The organism is Ditibartonella apihabitans, assembly GCF_002007485.1.
GTDB lineage: Bacteria > Pseudomonadota > Alphaproteobacteria > Rhizobiales > Rhizobiaceae > Bartonella > Bartonella apihabitans.
In genome coordinates, this window is sequence record NZ_CP015820.1 from 1,057,008 (window position 1) to 1,075,795 (window position 18,788).

The 18,788-nt window shown below is 46.4% G+C and carries 14 protein-coding genes and 3 tRNA genes; 15 read left to right on the forward strand and 2 right to left on the reverse strand.

Translation table 11 applies throughout. From position 1 onward, the window contains the following. Positions 1-54: 54 nt before the first annotated feature. From BBC0178_RS04750 to BBC0178_RS04760, 3 genes are all read left to right on the forward strand, one after another. The gene (locus BBC0178_RS04750; RefSeq protein WP_077971152.1) at positions 55-489 is read left to right on the forward strand and encodes a L,D-transpeptidase; all 435 of its coding nucleotides are present in this window, start codon (positions 55-57) and stop codon (positions 487-489) included. After that, positions 489-1,664, forward strand: a complete 1,176-nt coding sequence (locus tag BBC0178_RS04755) for a hypothetical protein (protein WP_078039392.1) — start codon at positions 489-491, stop codon at positions 1,662-1,664. Before BBC0178_RS04750 ends, BBC0178_RS04755 begins: the two co-directional genes overlap by 1 nt. 255 nt (positions 1,665-1,919) lie before the next feature. Beyond that, positions 1,920-2,372, forward strand: a complete 453-nt coding sequence (locus BBC0178_RS04760; protein WP_236823669.1) for a rhomboid family intramembrane serine protease — start codon at positions 1,920-1,922, stop codon at positions 2,370-2,372. Positions 2,373-2,487: 115 nt separating this feature from the next. Here the strand turns inward: BBC0178_RS04760 and BBC0178_RS04765 are convergent, their stop codons facing one another. Next, complete coding sequence (locus BBC0178_RS04765) at positions 2,488-3,315, reverse strand: TrmH family RNA methyltransferase (protein ID WP_078039393.1); 828 nt, start codon at positions 3,313-3,315, stop codon at positions 2,488-2,490. Positions 3,316-3,522: 207 nt separating this feature from the next. Here BBC0178_RS04765 and BBC0178_RS04770 point away from each other — a divergent pair. The 12 genes from BBC0178_RS04770 (at position 3,523) to rpoC (ending at position 17,733) form a co-directional block, all read left to right on the forward strand. Further along, a tRNA-Tyr gene (locus tag BBC0178_RS04770) sits at positions 3,523-3,607 on the forward strand. 23 nt (positions 3,608-3,630) lie between these two features. Then, positions 3,631-3,704: transfer RNA gene (locus tag BBC0178_RS04775), tRNA-Gly, on the forward strand. Positions 3,705-3,872: 168 nt separating this feature from the next. Continuing rightward, positions 3,873-5,048: an elongation factor Tu gene (tuf, locus tag BBC0178_RS04780; protein WP_077991855.1), complete on the forward strand. Its 1,176-nt coding sequence runs from the start codon at positions 3,873-3,875 to the stop codon at positions 5,046-5,048. A gap of 52 nt (positions 5,049-5,100) precedes the next feature. Beyond that, positions 5,101-5,176, forward strand: a tRNA-Trp gene (locus BBC0178_RS04785). A 340-nt stretch (positions 5,177-5,516) separates the two neighbouring features. Beyond that, positions 5,517-5,729, forward strand: a complete 213-nt coding sequence (secE, locus tag BBC0178_RS04790; RefSeq protein ID WP_078039394.1) for a preprotein translocase subunit SecE — start codon at positions 5,517-5,519, stop codon at positions 5,727-5,729. A gap of 20 nt (positions 5,730-5,749) precedes the next feature. After that, positions 5,750-6,280, forward strand: coding sequence for a transcription termination/antitermination protein NusG (nusG, locus tag BBC0178_RS04795; protein ID WP_078039395.1), 531 nt, complete (start codon positions 5,750-5,752; stop codon positions 6,278-6,280). 164 nt (positions 6,281-6,444) lie between these two features. Beyond that, positions 6,445-6,873 carry a 50S ribosomal protein L11 gene (gene rplK, locus BBC0178_RS04800; RefSeq protein WP_077971159.1) on the forward strand — a complete coding sequence of 143 codons (429 nt, stop codon included), beginning with the start codon at positions 6,445-6,447 and terminating at the stop codon, positions 6,871-6,873. A gap of 4 nt (positions 6,874-6,877) precedes the next feature. Further along, complete coding sequence (gene rplA / locus BBC0178_RS04805; protein WP_077971161.1) at positions 6,878-7,579, forward strand: 50S ribosomal protein L1; 702 nt, start codon at positions 6,878-6,880, stop codon at positions 7,577-7,579. Positions 7,580-7,893: 314 nt separating this feature from the next. Then, positions 7,894-8,412: a 50S ribosomal protein L10 gene (gene rplJ / locus BBC0178_RS04810; protein ID WP_078039396.1), complete on the forward strand. Its 519-nt coding sequence runs from the start codon at positions 7,894-7,896 to the stop codon at positions 8,410-8,412. A 100-nt stretch (positions 8,413-8,512) separates the two neighbouring features. Beyond that, positions 8,513-8,884: a 50S ribosomal protein L7/L12 gene (rplL, locus tag BBC0178_RS04815; protein ID WP_077971165.1), complete on the forward strand. Its 372-nt coding sequence runs from the start codon at positions 8,513-8,515 to the stop codon at positions 8,882-8,884. 355 nt (positions 8,885-9,239) lie between these two features. Next, on the forward strand, positions 9,240-13,379 hold the full coding sequence (gene rpoB / locus BBC0178_RS04820; protein WP_078039397.1) for a DNA-directed RNA polymerase subunit beta: 4,140 nt from the start codon (positions 9,240-9,242) through the stop codon (positions 13,377-13,379). Between the two features lie 145 nt (positions 13,380-13,524). Beyond that, positions 13,525-17,733 carry a DNA-directed RNA polymerase subunit beta' gene (gene rpoC, locus BBC0178_RS04825; protein WP_078039398.1) on the forward strand — a complete coding sequence of 1,403 codons (4,209 nt, stop codon included), beginning with the start codon at positions 13,525-13,527 and terminating at the stop codon, positions 17,731-17,733. 260 nt (positions 17,734-17,993) lie between these two features. Here rpoC and BBC0178_RS11955 read toward each other — a convergent pair whose 3' ends face one another. Further along, positions 17,994-18,221: a VOC family protein gene (locus tag BBC0178_RS11955; RefSeq protein ID WP_225868344.1), complete on the reverse strand. Its 228-nt coding sequence runs from the start codon at positions 18,219-18,221 to the stop codon at positions 17,994-17,996. Positions 18,222-18,788: the final 567 nt, after the last annotated feature.

Consider the following 18,788-nt stretch of genomic DNA (forward strand, 5'->3'; position numbering starts at 1 on the left):
TTTCGTTTTACTCTATCTATCGCGTTTTTTGTGAATTTTGAGCGGGATAGGGCCATGAATTATTGGAAAATATCTGCTCTTTTGAGTGGAGCCACGATTTTTATGTTTTCACTGATGGGGCCAGCATCGGCTGATGATATTTTGGCACTCGTCAACGTTTCGAATCAGACAATGATTGTTAAAAAAGATGGTAAAACACTTTACCATTGGAAAGTATCCACTGGACGGAAAGGATATGCGACTCCAAGCGGGACTTATCGTCCTGTCAGAATGCACAAAATGTGGCGAAGCCGGAAATATGACAATGCGCCGATGCCTTATGCAATATTTTATAATCAAGGTTACGCCATCCACGGCACATCTTATGTAAGCCGTTTAGGGAGTCCGGCAAGTCATGGTTGCATCCGCTTGAAGACGGCAAATGCAGAAATTCTTTATAAAATGCTGTTAAAAGAAGGGCAGGAAAACCTCAAAATTGTAATTAAATAATGGAAACGGAACATCGGGATTGGTTTGTTTTTTTAGAAAAACATCAAATTAAATTTTATTTTCTGGCCATTCTAGGCGGAACCGCTATCGGTTATTTATTTCGCGTCGCGAGCAGCGCAAATGAAGTCCTGAATTTTATTCTGCCGGTATTATTGTTTGTCACCTTCTTGCAGGTTCCTGTTTCCTCGGTAATTGACAATCTCGGCAATAAGCGTTTTGTGGCGGCGCTTCTTGTTGGAAATTTTGTATTTATTCCGATATTGGTAGCCTTATTGTTGTTGATAGGGGCGGGACTTTTCTTTCAATTATCCGATCCATCGCATTCTCCCTACGAGCAAAGCTTGCAAGCTCCTTATCTCGCCTTTGCTTTTTACGGCATGATTCTCCTTTGCGCACCTTGCGTCGATTATGTCGTGTCGTTTTGTCGTTTGGCCAAAGGTGACAGTTCCTCACTGACGGCCGCATTGCCCGTTTTGTTAATCATTCAGCTCGCTTTTTTGATGTTATTTTCTAGCGGCTGGTTTTATGACGAGCAAAATATGCAAGCTACTCGACCGGATATTATCGACTTTATCATATCCATTTTTCAGGTTCTGCTCGTTCCTCTCGCTCTTGCTTGGATTTTGCAATCCATTTCTCGCTATAACAAGGTCGTCGCATATTCGACCTCTTTTATGAAAAACAGCGTCGTGATGATTACGGCATTCACTTTAATGATAATTGCTGCATACGCTTTTTCGGAACTTTTCTCGATATTTGACGATAATGGTTATGCCTTCACAAAAAGATCGGCCGACGAGGCAACAGGGATTTATGAAAACACAACGGACTATGGCAGCAGTGAAAAGGCGCTATCACATGCTTTTATTTATGGAATAGCTTTTTATGGTCTTTATGCTTGTCTCGCTCCTTTTGTCGGCTTTTTCACCGCAAAGCTTTTTAAACTTTGCAGAAAACAGGAAATCGCATTGAGTTTCAGTGTTTCAACACGTAATTCACTTGTCTTGTTGCCATTTTTGCTAACTATATCACCAGCCGATGAACAAGCTTTGGTTGCAGCTGTCGTTTTGACACAAACTTGTGTCGAACTTGTTGCAGAGATTATATATGTGCGCTTTATACCGTGTTATGTAAAAAAACACGTCCGATCTCGGGAGATTGAATGTGAACGATGATTTTAGTCACTATAACAACAATCGCAGGAAACATGCGCCAATTTTCAATATACCTCCCGTCATTATTGCTATTGTCTCTATCTGTGTACTAAGCTTTATTATTCCGGAATATTTTTTTCACCGAGATATTATGAGTTATTTTATATATATTGTTCGTTTATTCCAGCGTTCTTCACTCATGCTTTATTCAAATTCTGGTATACACCGGTAAGCTATTCATTTTTGCATGCGAATTTTATGCATGTGGGTGTCAATATGATGTGGCTCGTTATATTCGGCTCACCGCTCGCAAACCGGATAGGCAATATAAGATTTATTGTGTTCTGGTTTATCTGTTCGGCTGTCGCAGCTTTTGCACATCTCTTCATTTATCCTGAAAGTTATGTGCCGATGGTTGGTGCGTCGGGCGCAATATCAGGTATGATGGGGGCAGCTAGCCGATACGGTTTTCGTCAAGTCCGTACATTTTCTGAAGATCGAAGGTCGGAATTTGCCGGTCCGATTTTGTCTATCGGACAATCGGTCACCTCAAGGAATGTCGTTGGTTTTATCGGCACATGGATAATTATCGATATTATTACCGGTCTTGCAACACCATCAATGGGCGGCGAGGGCAGTTCGATAGCCTGGGTCGCCCATATCGGCGGATTGGTAGCCGGTTTCTTTCTTATTGGATTGTTCGACAAGCGCAGAAATCAAGAAATCTAGCGAGGCGAAAATCCGTGGCAATTAAAACCTGGAATACCGTGATGTAGAGCAAGCACAGCCTCCAATAGGGAGGGGTCTGTGCGAGTAAAACGCTTCTTGTGTTTTAGCCTTCAATTTAGTGAAGATGATTACGGGCGGCATAAAGCGAAATCGCAGCGGCATTGGAAACATTGAGTGATTTTATCGCTCCCGGCATATCAAGGCGCGCAAGGACCGAAACAGTTTCACGTGTCTTTTGCCGCAATCCTTTTCCTTCGGCGCCCAGAACGAGGGCAATATGTTTGCCCTCTAAGCTCGGTTCAAGCGGAAGCGGGCCTTCCGAATCAAGTCCGAAACTTGTGAAACCGGCTTTGTGCAGTTCTTCGAGCGCCTCTGCGAGATTGCGCACGGTGATGTGGTCTATAAGTTCCAAAGCACCGGAAGCAGCTTTCGCCAATACTCCTGTCTCCTGTGCAGAATGTCGGCTTGTGGTAATGAGAGCGCCGGCATTGAATGCAACGGCCGAACGCATAATAGCACCGACATTGTGAGGGTCTGTAACCTGATCAAGTACAATAACAAGATCGGTATCCGAAAGTTCGTCGAGTGAACGGGGCGCCAAAGGCTCGGTTTCGAGAACAACGCCTTGATGTACAGCATCGCTGCCAACCAGCGAGTCGAGCATTTTCGGCGCAACAATTTCAACCGGACAATTTATTTCTGATTCGTTGATATCGAGCCGGTCAAGCGCATTTCGCGTGGCAAAAAGTTTTTCAAGCTTGCGTTTTTTGTTACGCAGCGCTGCCGCCACTGTGTGAAGCCCATAAAGTCTGAGCTCACCCGCATTAAATGCGGCCGGTTCGATTTTTTGTCTATTGGTTTTCTCGGGTCTTTTGCCGGTACGATCGCGATATTGGCGGCGTAAGCGGGCATAATGAGAATCTTTGGGGGTTTTTTCATTCATAATTTTTTATAGCCGATTGAGATGTCGATCCGATACCAAAAAATGTCAAAAAAGACTTTTTGTTATGAAATCGAAAATAACGGGATTTAACCTGTTGACAGAGGCAATGGTAAACGGCATAACGCCCCACACAAACAGAACGAGTTCTTTATGTATTTGGTCTGGTTGTATATGCCTTATCGCGCAACTCCGCTAGGTATTTTTAATGGAGGGGTGCCCGAGTGGTTAAAGGGGACGGACTGTAAATCCGTTGCTGTATGCTACGTTGGTTCGAATCCAACCCCCTCCACCATTTACCGGAGCCGGAGTCAACGTGCGGGTATAGCTCAATGGTAGAGCAGCAGCCTTCCAAGCTGAATACGCGGGTTCGATTCCCGCTACCCGCTCCAGACGGTCGTTGACGATAAAGCAAAAAAAAGATGTGGGGCTAACCCCTTGTTGTGACCAGACGGAAGTTTCCGTTTTTTTGAAATGTAAGCCGGTTTGAATTTTTGATCCGGCAAAAATCGGTTCTGAAACCCCGATAGGGGTGTTAACAAGACGAGAGATCGACGGCGATGGCAAAGAGCAAATATGAACGTACGAAGCCGCATGTAAATATCGGCACGATTGGTCACGTTGACCATGGTAAGACAACGCTGACGGCAGCGATTACAAAATATTTTGGTGAGTTCAAGGCGTATGACCAGATTGATGCTGCGCCGGAAGAACGTGCTCGTGGTATCACGATTTCTACAGCACACGTAGAATACGAGACAGAGAAGCGTCACTACGCCCACGTTGATTGCCCGGGACACGCTGACTATGTCAAGAACATGATCACCGGTGCTGCCCAGATGGACGGTGCAATTCTTGTTGTTTCCGCTGCTGATGGCCCGATGCCTCAGACACGTGAACACATTCTTCTTGCCCGACAGGTTGGCGTTCCTGCAATTGTTGTTTTCTTGAACAAGGTTGATCAGGTAGATGATGAAGAACTTCTCGAGCTTGTCGAGCTTGAGGTTCGTGAACTTCTTTCGAAATATGATTTCCCTGGCGACGAGATTCCGATTGTCAAGGGTTCTGCATTGGCTGCTCTTGAAGGCACCAACAAGGAAATCGGTGAAGATGCTGTTCGTCTTTTGATGCACGAAGTTGATGAATATATTCCAACTCCGAAGCGTCCGATTGATCAGCCTTTCTTGATGCCGATTGAAGACGTGTTCTCGATTTCCGGTCGTGGTACAGTTGTTACCGGCCGTGTTGAACGCGGTATTGTCAAGGTTGGTGATGAAGTTGAAATCGTTGGTATTCGTCCGACAACAAAGACGACGGTAACCGGCGTTGAAATGTTCCGCAAGCTTCTTGATGAAGGTGAAGCAGGCGACAACATTGGTGCACTTCTTCGTGGTATTGAACGTGAAGGTGTCGAACGTGGACAGGTGTTGGCGAAGCCCGGTACAGTTACACCGCACACCAAGTTCAAGGCAGAAGCTTATATTTTGACAAAGGATGAAGGTGGTCGTCACACACCATTTTTCACCAATTATCGTCCGCAGTTCTATTTCCGTACGACAGACGTTACCGGTATTGTAACACTGCCGGAAGGTACAGAAATGGTTATGCCGGGTGATAACGTAACGATGGATGTCACACTGATTGTTCCGGTTGCTATGGAAGAGAAGCTCCGCTTCGCTATCCGTGAAGGTGGCCACACTGTTGGTGCCGGTATCGTTTCCAAAATCATTGAATAGTTTTAGATAAAAGGCAGACGTAGTGTATGACAATGCGTCTGCCTTGATCTGAAGGGGTATAGCTCAGTTGGTAGAGCGGCGGTCTCCAAAACCGCAGGTCGTGGGTTCGAACCCTACTGCCCCTGCCATTTCCCTTTTTTAAAACAGGATGCAAAATTTTACAGTTCGCTCGAATAGGGTGGGGCGATTTTATCCGGTTTTTTGAAAAGGGATAGATATAGTTTATCAGGAACAGAAGACGGTTTTGGATAGTCTGTTCGTGATAGGAACTTGGCTTCAAGAAATAAAATTACAAATCATATGAAGCGGCTGCTTCAAAAATTGGCTTGTATTTTTATGAATAACGCTTTATTTAGTGTTAACGATGAAATCGCGTGAGGCTTTTGTAGGAGCTTTTCGCGGTTTTGGCATGTTTGAAGTTGACTTTGTGATTCGCGATAGTTTTAAAGAAAAAATGTAGGAAAAGTGATGGCTGTCAAGACAAATCCCATTACATTTATCAAGCAGGTCCGTGCCGAGACTGCAAAAGTCACCTGGCCGACTCGTCGCGAAACGACAATTTCAACGGTTATGGTTGTTTTGATGGCGGCGTTTGCAGCTGCATTCTTTTTTATCGCAGACCAGATTATGAATTTTGGCGTTTGGGAGAGTATCGCCCTTCTGAAACGTCTTTTCAGCTAATAGTTCAAGGAAAAGTAACCGTGGCTGCACGTTGGTATATTGTTCAGGCCTATTCCAAATTTGAGAAAAAAGTTGCAGAGGCTATTGAAAAGGAAGCAAAGCTGAAAGGCTTGGATCATCTCTTTGAGAAGATTCTTGTTCCGACCGAAAAAGTAGTTGAAGTTCGGCGTGGGCGCAAAGTTGATTCCGAGCGGAAATTTTTCCCTGGTTATGTACTGGTTCGCGCTGATTTGACGGATGATGTCTATCACCTCATAAAAAATACGCCGAAGGTAACCGGTTTTTTGGGGTCGGATTCGAAACCGGTTCCGATTACCGATCGTGAGGCTGACCAGATACTTAATCAGGTTCAACAAGGAATCGAGCGTCCGAAGTCTTCTGTTTCGTTTGAAGTGGGCGAACAAGTTCGCGTGGCCGATGGCCCATTTGCTTCCTTTAACGGAATCGTTCAGGAAGTCGAGGATGAAAGATCCCGCCTGAAAGTTGAAGTTTCTATTTTTGGACGTGCTACTCCTGTTGACCTTGATTTCGGTCAGGTGGAAAAGCTTTGAGGTATTTTTTCAAGAAGTGCTTTTTAAAGTGCTTTTTGAGAATTGAGTTGTGGAAGGTGAATGCGGCTCTAGCCGGTTGCAAAAACCAGACCACAAAACTGCAAGGCCGGTTTTACCGGTCATCAAACCGCCGGTTTTCGGCATAGTTAAAAAGGCAGATTATTATGGCTAAAAAAATTGCAGGCCAGCTTAAGCTGCAGGTTCCGGCAGGAGCGGCAAACCCGTCTCCGCCAATTGGACCTGCTCTTGGTCAGCGCGGCATCAACATTATGGAATTTTGTAAAGCATTCAATGCTGCTTCGCAGGAAATGGAAAAGAATTCTCCGATTCCGGTTGTTATTACCTATTATCAGGACAAATCCTTTACATTCTCGATGAAAACGCCGCCGGTTTCTTATTTCTTGAAAAAAGAAGCCAATTTGAAATCGGGCTCAAAAGAGCCTGGCAAGACAGTTGCCGGAACGATTTCTCGCGACAAAGTTCGTAAAATTGCGCAAGCCAAGATGAAAGATCTTAACGCCAATGACGTTGAAGCTGCGATGCGCATGATTGAAGGTTCAGCCCGTTCAATGGGTCTACAGGTGGTGGGCTAAGATCATGGCGAAGATAGCAAAAAGACTTAAGAAAATCCGTGAAGGTGTAGACTTTAACAAGTATTATCCTTTGGACGAAGCGGTCAAGATGGTCAAAGATCGTGCGATTGCCAAGTTTGACGAAACAATCGAAATCACGATGAATTTGGGCGTTGATCCCCGTTATGCAGACCAGATGGTTCGTGGCGTTGTCAATCTCCCGAATGGAACAGGACGTCATGTACGCGTTGCTGTTTTTGCTCGCGGAGATAAAGCAGAAGAAGCAAAAGCTGCCGGTGCCGATATTGTCGGTGCAGAAGATTTGTTTGAAACTGTAAATGGCGGTACAATCGAGTTTGATCGTTGTATTGCTACACCGGACATGATGCCACTGGTTGGTCGTCTGGGTAAAATCCTCGGACCGCGTAGCTTGATGCCGAACCCTAAAGTTGGTACTGTTACTCCGGATGTCGCAGCTGCAGTAAAGGCATCAAAAGGTGGTGCCGTTGAATTCCGTGTTGAAAAAGCCGGTATTGTTCATGCAGGTGTTGGCAAAGCTTCCTTTAGTGCCGAGCAGATTGCCCAGAATGTGAAAGCATTCGCTGATGCTGTTTTGAAAGCAAAGCCGTCAGGCGCAAAAGGCGACTATTTGAAGCGCGTCGGTCTGTCGTCAACAATGGGTGTTGGTGTCAAGATCGATTTGGCTTCGGTCCGTCCGGAGCAATAAGAATTCAACCGGCCGTTGGCTGGTGTATCAATCCGGGCTTTTTAAAGAAGCCCGGGTCATACCGGGGAAACCCGGAATGTCCTGTCCGAGATTGTGGGTGACACGGTGAGTGTCTTAATAGAGTTAAACCTGCATGAGACTGGGGTAATGACCTGGATGTTTTTGAGACTAAAAGGTTTGAACCAGCGTTGCCTTTGAGCGCTGTAAAAAGCGTGAAGAAGGGGACAGGATCCTCACTGATAACGGAAATGGTTTCTGTTATCTCAAGGCAACCCGACGGGTTTTTGATAAAACCTGTTAAATGGAGAGAGACAGTGGATAGAGCGGAAAAACGCGAATTTGTCACATGGCTCAATGGGGCTTTAAAAGAGTCCGGTTCGGTCGTTGTGGCTCACTATTCCGGTCTGACAGTTTCACAAATGAACGAACTGCGTTCGAAAATGAGTGAAGCTGGCGGTTCCGTAAAAGTCGCAAAAAACCGCCTTGCCAAGATCGCTCTTAAAGGCACGGATTCGGAATCAATTTCAGATCTGTTCACCGGACAGACACTGATTGCCTATTCTTCGGATCCGGTGACAGCACCGAAAATTGCTGTCGAATTTTCTAAAGCTAATGACAAACTTGTCATTCTTGGCGGTGCAATGGGTACCACCAACTTGAACGCGGATGCCGTGAGGTCTTTGGCTTCATTGCCGTCGCTCGACGAGTTGCGTGCAAAACTGGTCGGAATGATTTCCACACCGGCTACCCGCATTGCTCAGGTTGTCAAGGCACCTGCTGGTCAGGTCGCACGTGTTATTGGCGCATATGCCCGCAAGAGCGAAGCGGCTTAAGGCTGTTTCGCAAACCGGTTATTAAAAAAGATAGGAAAATCTTTTTAGCCGGTTCGCTGTTAAACAATTGGTTAAACCTTTTAATTGAAGGAATATAAAAATGGCTGATCTCGCAAAGATCGTTGAAGACCTTTCCAACCTCACCGTTTTGGAAGCTGCAGAGCTTTCCAAGATGCTTGAAGAAAAATGGGGCGTTTCTGCTGCTGCTCCGGTAGCAGTTGCTGCCGCTGCCGGCGCTGCTGCTCCGGCTGCTGAAGAAAAGACCGAATTTGACGTTATTCTCGTTGCTGGCGGTGCCCAGAAGATCAACGTCATCAAGGAAGTTCGTGGCATTACAGGTCTTGGACTTAAAGAAGCCAAGGATTTGGTTGAAGGTGCTCCGAAGCCTGTTAAAGAAGGCGTTTCGAAGGACGAAGCAGAGAAACTTAAAGAACAGCTTGAAAAGGCTGGCGCTAAGGTTGAACTTAAATAAGTTCGTAAAGCCGGTGGGTGCTTACCCACCGGTTCCACTCGAAAGAGCTGGAAGACGGACTTTGGATTGAACCCTTTTCCTGACAGTTCGGTGGCTGTCAGGAAACGGGTTTAAACCGTTCAGGGACATGACATTAGAATCAACGATTGGATGGTTGGTCGTCGGTCTTTGAGAAAACAAGGCGCTCCGGTAGCATGGGGGTTGCCAATGCCATCCGTTTTACCGGATGGCGTATAAAATAAGTAGGATGTAGGTCATTTTTTGGTCTACTTTAACTGGTCTGCTTCATGCAGATTGATGATGTATTGCCTCTAGGGAGTATAACTTCCCGAAGGGCACAAATCGAGGAGCGACGATGGCTCAGACCCTTTCATTTAACGGTCGCAGGCGCGTGCGCAAGGTATTCGGAAAGATTCCCGAAGTGGCCAAGATGCCAAACCTTATCGAGGTTCAAAAGGCTTCTTATGACCAGTTCCTGATGGTTGATGAACCAAAGGGCGGAAGAAAAGACGAAGGCTTGCAAGCTGTATTTAAGTCGGTGTTTCCGATAACGGATTTTTCGGGTGCATCCATGCTCGAATTCGTCCGTTACGAATTTGATCCACCGAAATTCGATGTTGAAGAATGTCGGCAACGCGATCTTACCTATGCGGCACCTCTCAAGGTGACGCTGCGTTTGATCGTGTTCGATATTGATGAAGATACCGGTTCCAAGGATATTAAAGATATCAAGGAACAGGATGTCTATATGGGCGATATGCCCCTTATGACAGAAAATGGTACCTTTATTGTTAATGGTACGGAACGTGTTATCGTTTCACAGATGCACCGTTCACCGGGTGTATTCTTTGATCACGATAAGGGAAAATCCCATTCTTCCGGCAAATTGTTATTTGCTGCACGTATTATCCCGTATCGCGGTTCCTGGCTTGATATTGAATTTGATGCCAAGGATATCGTTTATGCTCGTATTGATCGCCGCCGTAAAATACCTGTAACAAGTATCTTGATGGCACTCGGTATGGATGGACAGGAAATCCTGTCGACATTCTATAATACCGTCACTTTCAAACGAGCCAAAGATGGTTGGCGTATTCCTTATTCGGCTGAACGATATAAAGGAATGAAGTTGCTGGCTGATCTTGTTGATGCCGATACGGGTGAAGTTGTTGCACAGGCTGGCAAGAAACTGACAGCACGTGCGGCAAAGCAACTCGTTGAAAAAGGCCTTAAAGAGATCAAGGCTACGGAAGATGATCTTTTCGGTTCGTATCTGGCTGAAGATATTGTCAATTACGAAACCGGCGAGATTTATCTTGAAGCCGGCGACGAGATTGATGAGAAAACGCTCCAGATTTTGCTTGACCAGAATGTTGACGAAATCAATGTGCTGGATATCGACCACGTCAATATCGGTGCTTATATTCGCAACACTCTCGCAGCCGATAAAAATCAAAGTCGGCAGGATGCTCTGTTCGATATTTATCGGGTTATGCGCCCTGGCGAACCGCCCACACTTGAAACAGCCGAAGCAATGTTCAATTCGCTGTTTTTTGATCCGGAGCGCTATGATCTTTCGGCCGTTGGTCGCGTAAAGATGAATATGCGTCTTGATCTTGATTGTCCGGATACTATCCGCATTTTGCGGAAAGAGGATATTCTGGCAGTCGTCAAGACACTCGTCGAATTGCGTGATGGTCGTGGTGAAATCGACGATATTGATAACCTCGGTAACCGTCGCGTCCGCGCTGTCGGTGAACTGATGGAAAACCAGTATCGCATTGGTTTGTTGAGGATGGAACGCGCCATCAAGGAGCGTATGTCTTCAATCGAGATCGACACGGTTATGCCGCAAGATCTTATCAATGCAAAACCGGCTGCTGCTGCTGTGCGTGAATTCTTCGGTTCGTCGCAGTTGTCGCAGTTTATGGACCAGACCAACCCGCTTTCGGAAATTACCCATAAGCGGCGTCTGTCGGCATTGGGACCGGGTGGTCTTACCCGTGAACGTGCCGGTTTCGAGGTTCGCGACGTGCATCCGACCCATTATGGTCGTATCTGCCCGATCGAAACTCCGGAAGGTCCGAATATCGGTCTTATCAACTCGCTTGCAACATTTGCCCGTGTCAACAAATATGGATTTATTGAAAGTCCGTATCGCAAGATCATTGATGGCAAGGTTACACGCGAAGTCGTTTATCTATCGGCGATGGAAGAGTCGAAGCACTATGTGGCGCAGGCAAATTCCAATTTGTCAGATGACGGCAAATTTGTTGATGAATTCGTCGTTTGTCGTCATGCTAACGAAGTGTTGATGGCGCCTCGCGAGAATATCGACCTCATGGACGTTTCACCGAAGCAGTTGGTTTCTGTTGCTGCAGCGCTTATTCCGTTCCTCGAAAACGATGACGCGAACCGCGCTTTGATGGGTTCCAACATGCAACGTCAGGCTGTGCCACTGGTTCGCGCCGAAGCACCGTTTGTCGGAACCGGTATGGAACCGATCGTTGCTCGTGACTCCGGTGCTGCTATTGCGGCCAAACGTGGTGGTATTGTCGATCAGGTTGACGCAACGCGTATTGTTATTCGTGCGACTCAGGATCTCGACCCTACCAAATCGGGTGTTGATATTTATCGTTTGCATAAATTCCAACGCTCCAACCAGTCGACCTGTATCAACCAGCGTCCTTTGGTTCGTGTTGGCGACCATATCGAGAAGGGCGATATCATTGCTGATGGTCCTTCGACCGATCTCGGCGATTTGGCTCTCGGACGTAACGTTCTCGTCGCGTTCATGCCGTGGAACGGCTATAACTATGAAGATGCTGTTCTATTGTCCGAACGCATGGTTGCAGAAGACGTGTTCACTTCGATCCATATCGAGGAATACGAAGTTTCTGCCCGTGATACGAAGCTTGGACCGGAAGAGATTACACGTGATATTCCGAATGTTTCGGAAGAAGCACTGAAAAACCTTGATGAAGCAGGCATTGTTTATATCGGTGCCGAAGTTCAACCTGGTGATATTCTCGTTGGCAAGATCACGCCGAAGGGTGAAAGCCCGATGACACCGGAAGAGAAGCTCTTGCGAGCTATCTTCGGTGAAAAGGCTTCCGATGTTCGTGATACGTCAATGCGTATGCCTCCGGGGGCATTTGGTACAGTCGTTGAAGTTCGTGTTTTCAATCGCCACGGCGTTGAAAAAGATGAACGTGCTATGGCTATCGAACGCGAAGAAATCGAGCGTTTGGCCAAAGACCGTGATGACGAACAGTCCATTCTGGACCGCAGCGTTTATGCACGCCTTATTGATATGCTGAATGGAAAAACAGCTATCGAAGGGCCTAAGGGCTTCAAGAAAGGCACGAGCCTTAATGAAGCTGTCATGAACGAATTTCCGCGTTCACAATGGTGGCAGTTTGCGGTCGAGGACGAAAAGCTCCAGGGCGAGATTGAAGCATTGCGCAAGCAATACGACGAATCCAAGGATGCTCTCCAGCGTCGCTTCATGGACAAGGTTGAAAAAGTCCAGCGTGGTGACGAAATGCCTCCGGGCGTCATGAAGATGGTCAAGGTTTTTGTTGCTGTTAAGCGCAAAATCCAGCCGGGTGACAAGATGGCGGGGCGTCATGGTAACAAGGGTGTCGTTTCGCGCATTCTGCCGATTGAAGACATGCCATTCCTTGCAGATGGTACACACGCTGATATCGTGTTGAACCCTCTGGGCGTTCCGAGCCGAATGAATGTCGGGCAAATTCTTGAAACCCACCTTGGTTGGGCTTGTGCCGGAATTGGCAAGCAGATAGGCGATTTATTGGAAGCTTATCGTAAAGGCGGAGATATCAAGCCGTTACGTCAACGTATTGAGGATATTATTCCCGATAATGACCGTAACGAGCCAATCCGTGAATACGATGATCCGAGCATTGTTCGTCTTGCTGACCAGATGAGCCATGGTGTGTCGATTTCGACACCGGTCTTCGATGGTGCACATGATGCCGATATCAACAATATGTTGAAGGAAGCAGGGCTTGCAACTTCAGGACAGGTTCAGCTGTTTGACGGCCGTACCGGTGAACCTTTCGATCGTCAGGTGACAGTGGGCTATATTTATATGCTTAAACTGCACCATCTGGTCGACGACAAGATTCACGCCCGTTCGATTGGACCTTACTCGCTTGTTACCCAGCAGCCGTTGGGTGGTAAAGCACAGTTCGGCGGTCAACGTTTTGGCGAGATGGAGGTTTGGGCACTTGAAGCTTATGGTGCCGCTTACACCTTGCAGGAAATGCTGACAGTGAAGTCGGACGATGTGGCTGGACGTACCAAAGTTTACGAAGCTATTGTTCGTGGCGATGATACGTTTGAAGCGGGTATACCGGAAAGCTTCAATGTTCTAGTTAAGGAAATGCGGTCTCTCGGGCTCAATGTCGAGCTTGATGACACGCGTGAATTATTGGCTCAGCAGCAAAACTTGCCGGATGCAGCCGAGTAATCTGAAAGGTGCGCCCAAGAGGGCGCGCCTCCATTGGCTTTTGTTAAGTCGAACAAATAGATTTCTATTGAGATAGGTTTTTGTTTAACAGTTTACAAAACAACTATCGCAACGGGTTTTTAGTAAAACCCTGAAGGAGAACGGCATGAACCAAGAGGTCATGAATCTTTTCAATCCTCAGGCGCCTACACAGACGTTTGATTCCATCAGGATATCAATCGCCAGCCCTGAGAAGATTCTGTCCTGGTCTTACGGCGAAATCAAAAAGCCCGAGACCATTAACTACCGTACGTTCAAGCCAGAACGTGACGGGCTTTTCTGCGCGCGTATTTTCGGGCCGATCAAGGACTATGAATGTCTGTGCGGCAAATACAAGCGCATGAAATATAAAGGCATTATCTGCGAAAAATGCGGCGTTGAAGTAACTCTTTCACGTGTTCGCCGTGAACGTATGGGGCATATCGAACTTGCTGCTCCAGTCGCACATATATGGTTTTTGAAATCACTTCCGAGCCGCATCGGTACGCTTCTTGATATGACCCTCAAGGATATCGAGCGCGTTCTTTATTTTGAAAACTACATTGTAACCGAACCGGGCTTGACCTCGCTCAAGATGCATCAGCTTCTTTCCGAAGAAGAATATATGATGGCAGTTGACGAATTCGGCCCCGACCAGTTTACAGCTTTGATCGGTGCAGAAGCTATCTACGAGCTCTTGGCTGCAATGGATTTGCAGAAAATTGCTGCAGATTTGCGCACCGAATTGGCAGAAACGACATCGGACCTGAAAATCAAGAAATTGATGAAGCGTCTGAAGATCGTTGAAAACTTCATTGAATCGGGAAATCGTCCGGAATGGATGATTATGAAAGTCATTCCGGTTATTCCGCCGGATTTGCGCCCGTTAGTTCCGTTGGATGGTGGCCGTTTTGCGACGTCCGACCTGAATGACCTCTATCGTCGTGTCATCAACCGTAACAATCGTTTGAAACGTCTGATCGAGCTTCGCGCTCCCGGCATTATTGTACGTAACGAAAAACGTATGTTGCAGGAAGCTGTTGACGCTCTGTTCGATAATGGTCGTCGTGGTCGTGTCATCACCGGTGCCAATAAGCGTCCGTTGAAATCGCTGTCGGATATGCTGAAAGGCAAGCAGGGACGTTTCCGTCAAAACCTGCTCGGCAAGCGTGTCGACTATTCCGGTCGTTCTGTTATTGTGACCGGACCGGAACTGAAGTTGCATCAATGCGGCTTGCCGAAGAAAATGGCTTTGGAACTATTCAAGCCGTTCATTTACGCACGCCTTGATGCAAAGGGTTATTCATCAACCGTAAAACAAGCCAAGAAGCTCGTTGAAAAAGAACGCCCTGAAGTTTGGGATATTCTCGAAGAAGTTATCCGTGAACACCCAATTCTTTTGAACCGCGCTCCGACGTTGCACCGTTTGGGAATTCAGGCCTTTGAACCGACTTTGATCGAAGGTAAGGCAATCCAGCTTCATCCGCTGGTGTGTACAGCTTTCAACGCCGATTTCGATGGCGACCAAATGGCTGTCCACGTACCGCTGTCGCTCGAAGCCCAGCTCGAAGCCCGCGTCTTGATGATGTCGACAAACAATATTCTGCACCCTGCCAACGGCGCGCCGATTATTGTTCCTTCGCAAGACATGGTGCTTGGCCTTTATTACCTGTCAATTGTTTGCGAACATGAGCCGGGTGAGGGGATGGCTTTTGGTGATATGGGTGAATTGCAGCACGCTTTGGAGAGTAAAGTTGTGACGCTTCACACCAAGATCAAAGGGCGTGTCAAGAGTATTGATGCAGAGGGTAATGTTGTTTCGAAGATTTACGATACCACGCCGGGTCGTCTGATCATCGGTGAAACACTGCCCAAAAGCCCGAACATCAAGTTCGACATTGTCAATCAGGAAATGACCAAAAAGAACATTTCCAAGATGATTGACCATGTTTACCGTCACTGCGGACAAAAAGAAACAGTCATGTTCTGTGACCGCATCATGTCTCTGGGCTTTGCCAATGCTTGCCGTGCCGGCATTTCGTTCGGCAAGGACGATATGGTTATACCGGAAAGCAAGGCAAGACTGGTTCAGGAAACCGAGGCTTTGGCCAAGGAATATGAACAGCAATATAATGACGGTCTTATTACACAGGGTGAGAAGTACAACAAGGTTGTCGACGCTTGGGGTAAATGTACCGATCGCGTTGCCGACGAGATGATGAAACGCATTCAGGCGGTTGAATTTGATCCCGAAACTGGGCGTCAAAAACCGATGAATTCGATTTACATGATGTCTCACTCCGGTGCCCGTGGGTCGCCGAACCAGATGAAGCAGCTGGGTGGTATGCGTGGCTTGATGGCAAAGCCTTCGGGCGAAATCATCGAAACACCGATTATCTCCAACTTCAAGGAAGGCTTGACTGTGAACGAGTACTTCAACTCGACACACGGTGCCCGTAAGGGACTTGCCGATACAGCATTGAAGACAGCTAACTCCGGTTACTTGACCCGTCGCCTTGTCGACGTTGCGCAAGATGCTATCATTTCCGAGGTTGATTGCGGAACAGACAAAGGTCTGACAATGCAGGCTATCGTTGATGCCGGTCAGGTTGTTGCCTCCCTCGGCCAACGTATCCTTGGTCGTACCGCACTTCACGATATTATCCATCCGACAACGGGTGAAGTCATCGTTGAAGGCGGCCGCATGATCGAGGAAGCGGATGTTGCCAAGATTGAAGCTGCCGGTATCCAGTCTGTCCAGATCCGTTCTGCTCTGACTTGCGAAACCCGCATCGGTGTTTGTGCCAAGTGCTATGGTCGTGATCTCGCACGTGGTACGCCGGTCAATCAGGGTGAAGCAGTCGGTGTTATTGCAGCCCAGTCTATCGGGGAGCCGGGTACACAGTTGACAATGCGTACATTCCACTTGGGCGGTACCGCACAGGTTGTTGATACCTCTTATCTGGAAGCATCCTATGAAGGTAAGGTTGAATTGCGCCACCGCAAGGTTGTTCGCAATTCTGAAGGCCATCTGGTCGTTATGGGCCGTAATATGGCTATCCTTATCAAGGATGAAAACGGTAAGGAACGCGCTTCTCACCGCATTACCTATGGTGCTCGCATCTTCGTTGACGATGGCGATGTCGTTAAACGTGGTCAGCGTATTGCCGAATGGGATCCGTATACCCGTCCGATCATGACCGAAGTTGAAGGCTATATCGGCTTCGAGGATATGGTTGATGGTCTATCTGTTACAGAAACGACCGATGAAGCAACCGGTATCACCAAACGTCAGGTTATTGACTGGCGTGCCAATCCGCGTGGCGCCGATCTTAAGCCTGCCATTGTTATCTATTCCGATAAAAAAGGCAGCAAGATCGCCAAGCTTTCGAAGGGTGGTGATGCCCGTTATATGATGTCGGTTGAAACCATTCTCTCGGTTGAACCGGGTGCTCATGTAATGGCTGGTGATGTTATTGGTCGTTTACCAATGGAAAGCGCCAAGACCAAGGATATTACCGGTGGTCTTCCACGCGTTGCCGAACTCTTTGAAGCACGTCGTCCGAAGGATCATGCTATTATTGCTGAAATTGATGGCACAATCCGCTTTGGACGCGACTATAAGAACAAACGGCGCATCACAATCGAGCCGAATGATGATACGGTCGAGCCTGTTGAATATCTCATTCCGAAGGGCAAGCCTTTCCATCTGCAGGATGGTGACCAGATTGAAAAGGGTGATTATATCCTCGACGGCAATCCGGCACCACATGATATTCTGGCCATCAAGGGTGTGGAAGCTTTGGCTTCCTATCTCGTCAACGAAATACAATCTGTCTATCGTCTCCAAGGTGTTGTGATCAACGATAAGCATATTGAAGTTATCGTTCGCCAGATGCTGCAAAAAGTCGAAATTACCGATTCCGGTGATTCCGGCTATATTCCGGGTGACCATGTTGACCGGATCGAGCTACAGGAAGTTAATGATCGGCTCATCGAAGAAGGTAAGAAACCGGCAAGCGGCAATCCTGTTCTACTGGGTATTACCAAAGCTTCACTGCAGACACCGTCATTTATTTCTGCAGCATCCTTCCAAGAAACAACGCGTGTGCTTACTGAAGCAGCCGTTGCCGGAAAGATGGATACTTTGCAGGGCTTGAAGGAAAACGTTATCGTTGGTCGTCTTATCCCTGCCGGTACCGGTGGCACAATTGCCCAGATCCGTCGCATTGCAACAGCTCGTGACGATCTGATCGTTGATGAACATCGCAAAGCCAATGGTGGCGATAAAGCCAATGCTATGTTGTCTGATATGACACATACAGCGGCTGAATAAGCCCACTATCAGGCTGGTTTTAGAACAAAAGAAAAGCCCGACTTAACGGTCGGGCTTTTTTGTATTTTAACGTTTGAAAATTTTCGGGCTTGAAAGGGAGAGGCGGTTTTTAAAAAGAAACTGTTCAACCAGTTAGCATTTCAGCTATTCGGAAATTTCAACCGGATTCAAATCGGGGACCCGTATGTAAACGGAACGGATTTTCCCATTCGCTCCGGTGCGTTCGACAGGACCTTCAATAATAGGACAGTTGTTCTTTTTCAGGTGAGTAATGACTTTATCAATAGAAAGTTTTGATATGAAACAGAGGTATCCGGAACGGGCAGATGGGCTTTAAGTTCATATTCTTTGCCATATTGATGGAGATTGACTTCTATCTTCTGATTGCTGAAGCGGAGTACAAAACGTTGTTCTCCGAAAACGTCGAACTTAAGCTCCAAAATTTCCATGTAAAAACGCTTGGTCGCTTCGAGATCAAAACATGTCATTACAATGTGGTCAATATGATTGATAAGAATTGAAATCCGTCCTCACCAATAAAATCATTAGTGCGATATTTTGTATATTTATTTAGAAAAATTATAGAATTTTACAGTCATAAAATTATTATTAATTTAAATCAATTTTTATTGATAAATATATTTTAATATAAAAATCTATTTTATATAAACATCAAAATAAAGAAATTAAATAATTAATATGCTTTAGTAAGAAAATTTTATTTAAATATATAAAATAAAATTGTATTTAAAATATTTGAAATAGGAAGAAACAATAATAATTATCGTAAAATAAAAAAATACGTAAACGGGGGTTAAAAATAGACTTATCCAAATCCCACGACAGGTATTATTAAGATTGTGAAAGAAATCCACGATAGCTACTATCAAGAGTGTGTAAGAGATTAAGAGTTAGCTGGTAAAAGCACGAGAAGGAATGAAATTTTCCGAACAGAATTGGAAAGGGCTTGATCATCGGAACTAAAAGGAGAAAACAGTAGCAAATGAAAAGCGGGATAATTTGTCACACGACAACAAAACAGAAGATCTTGGGGG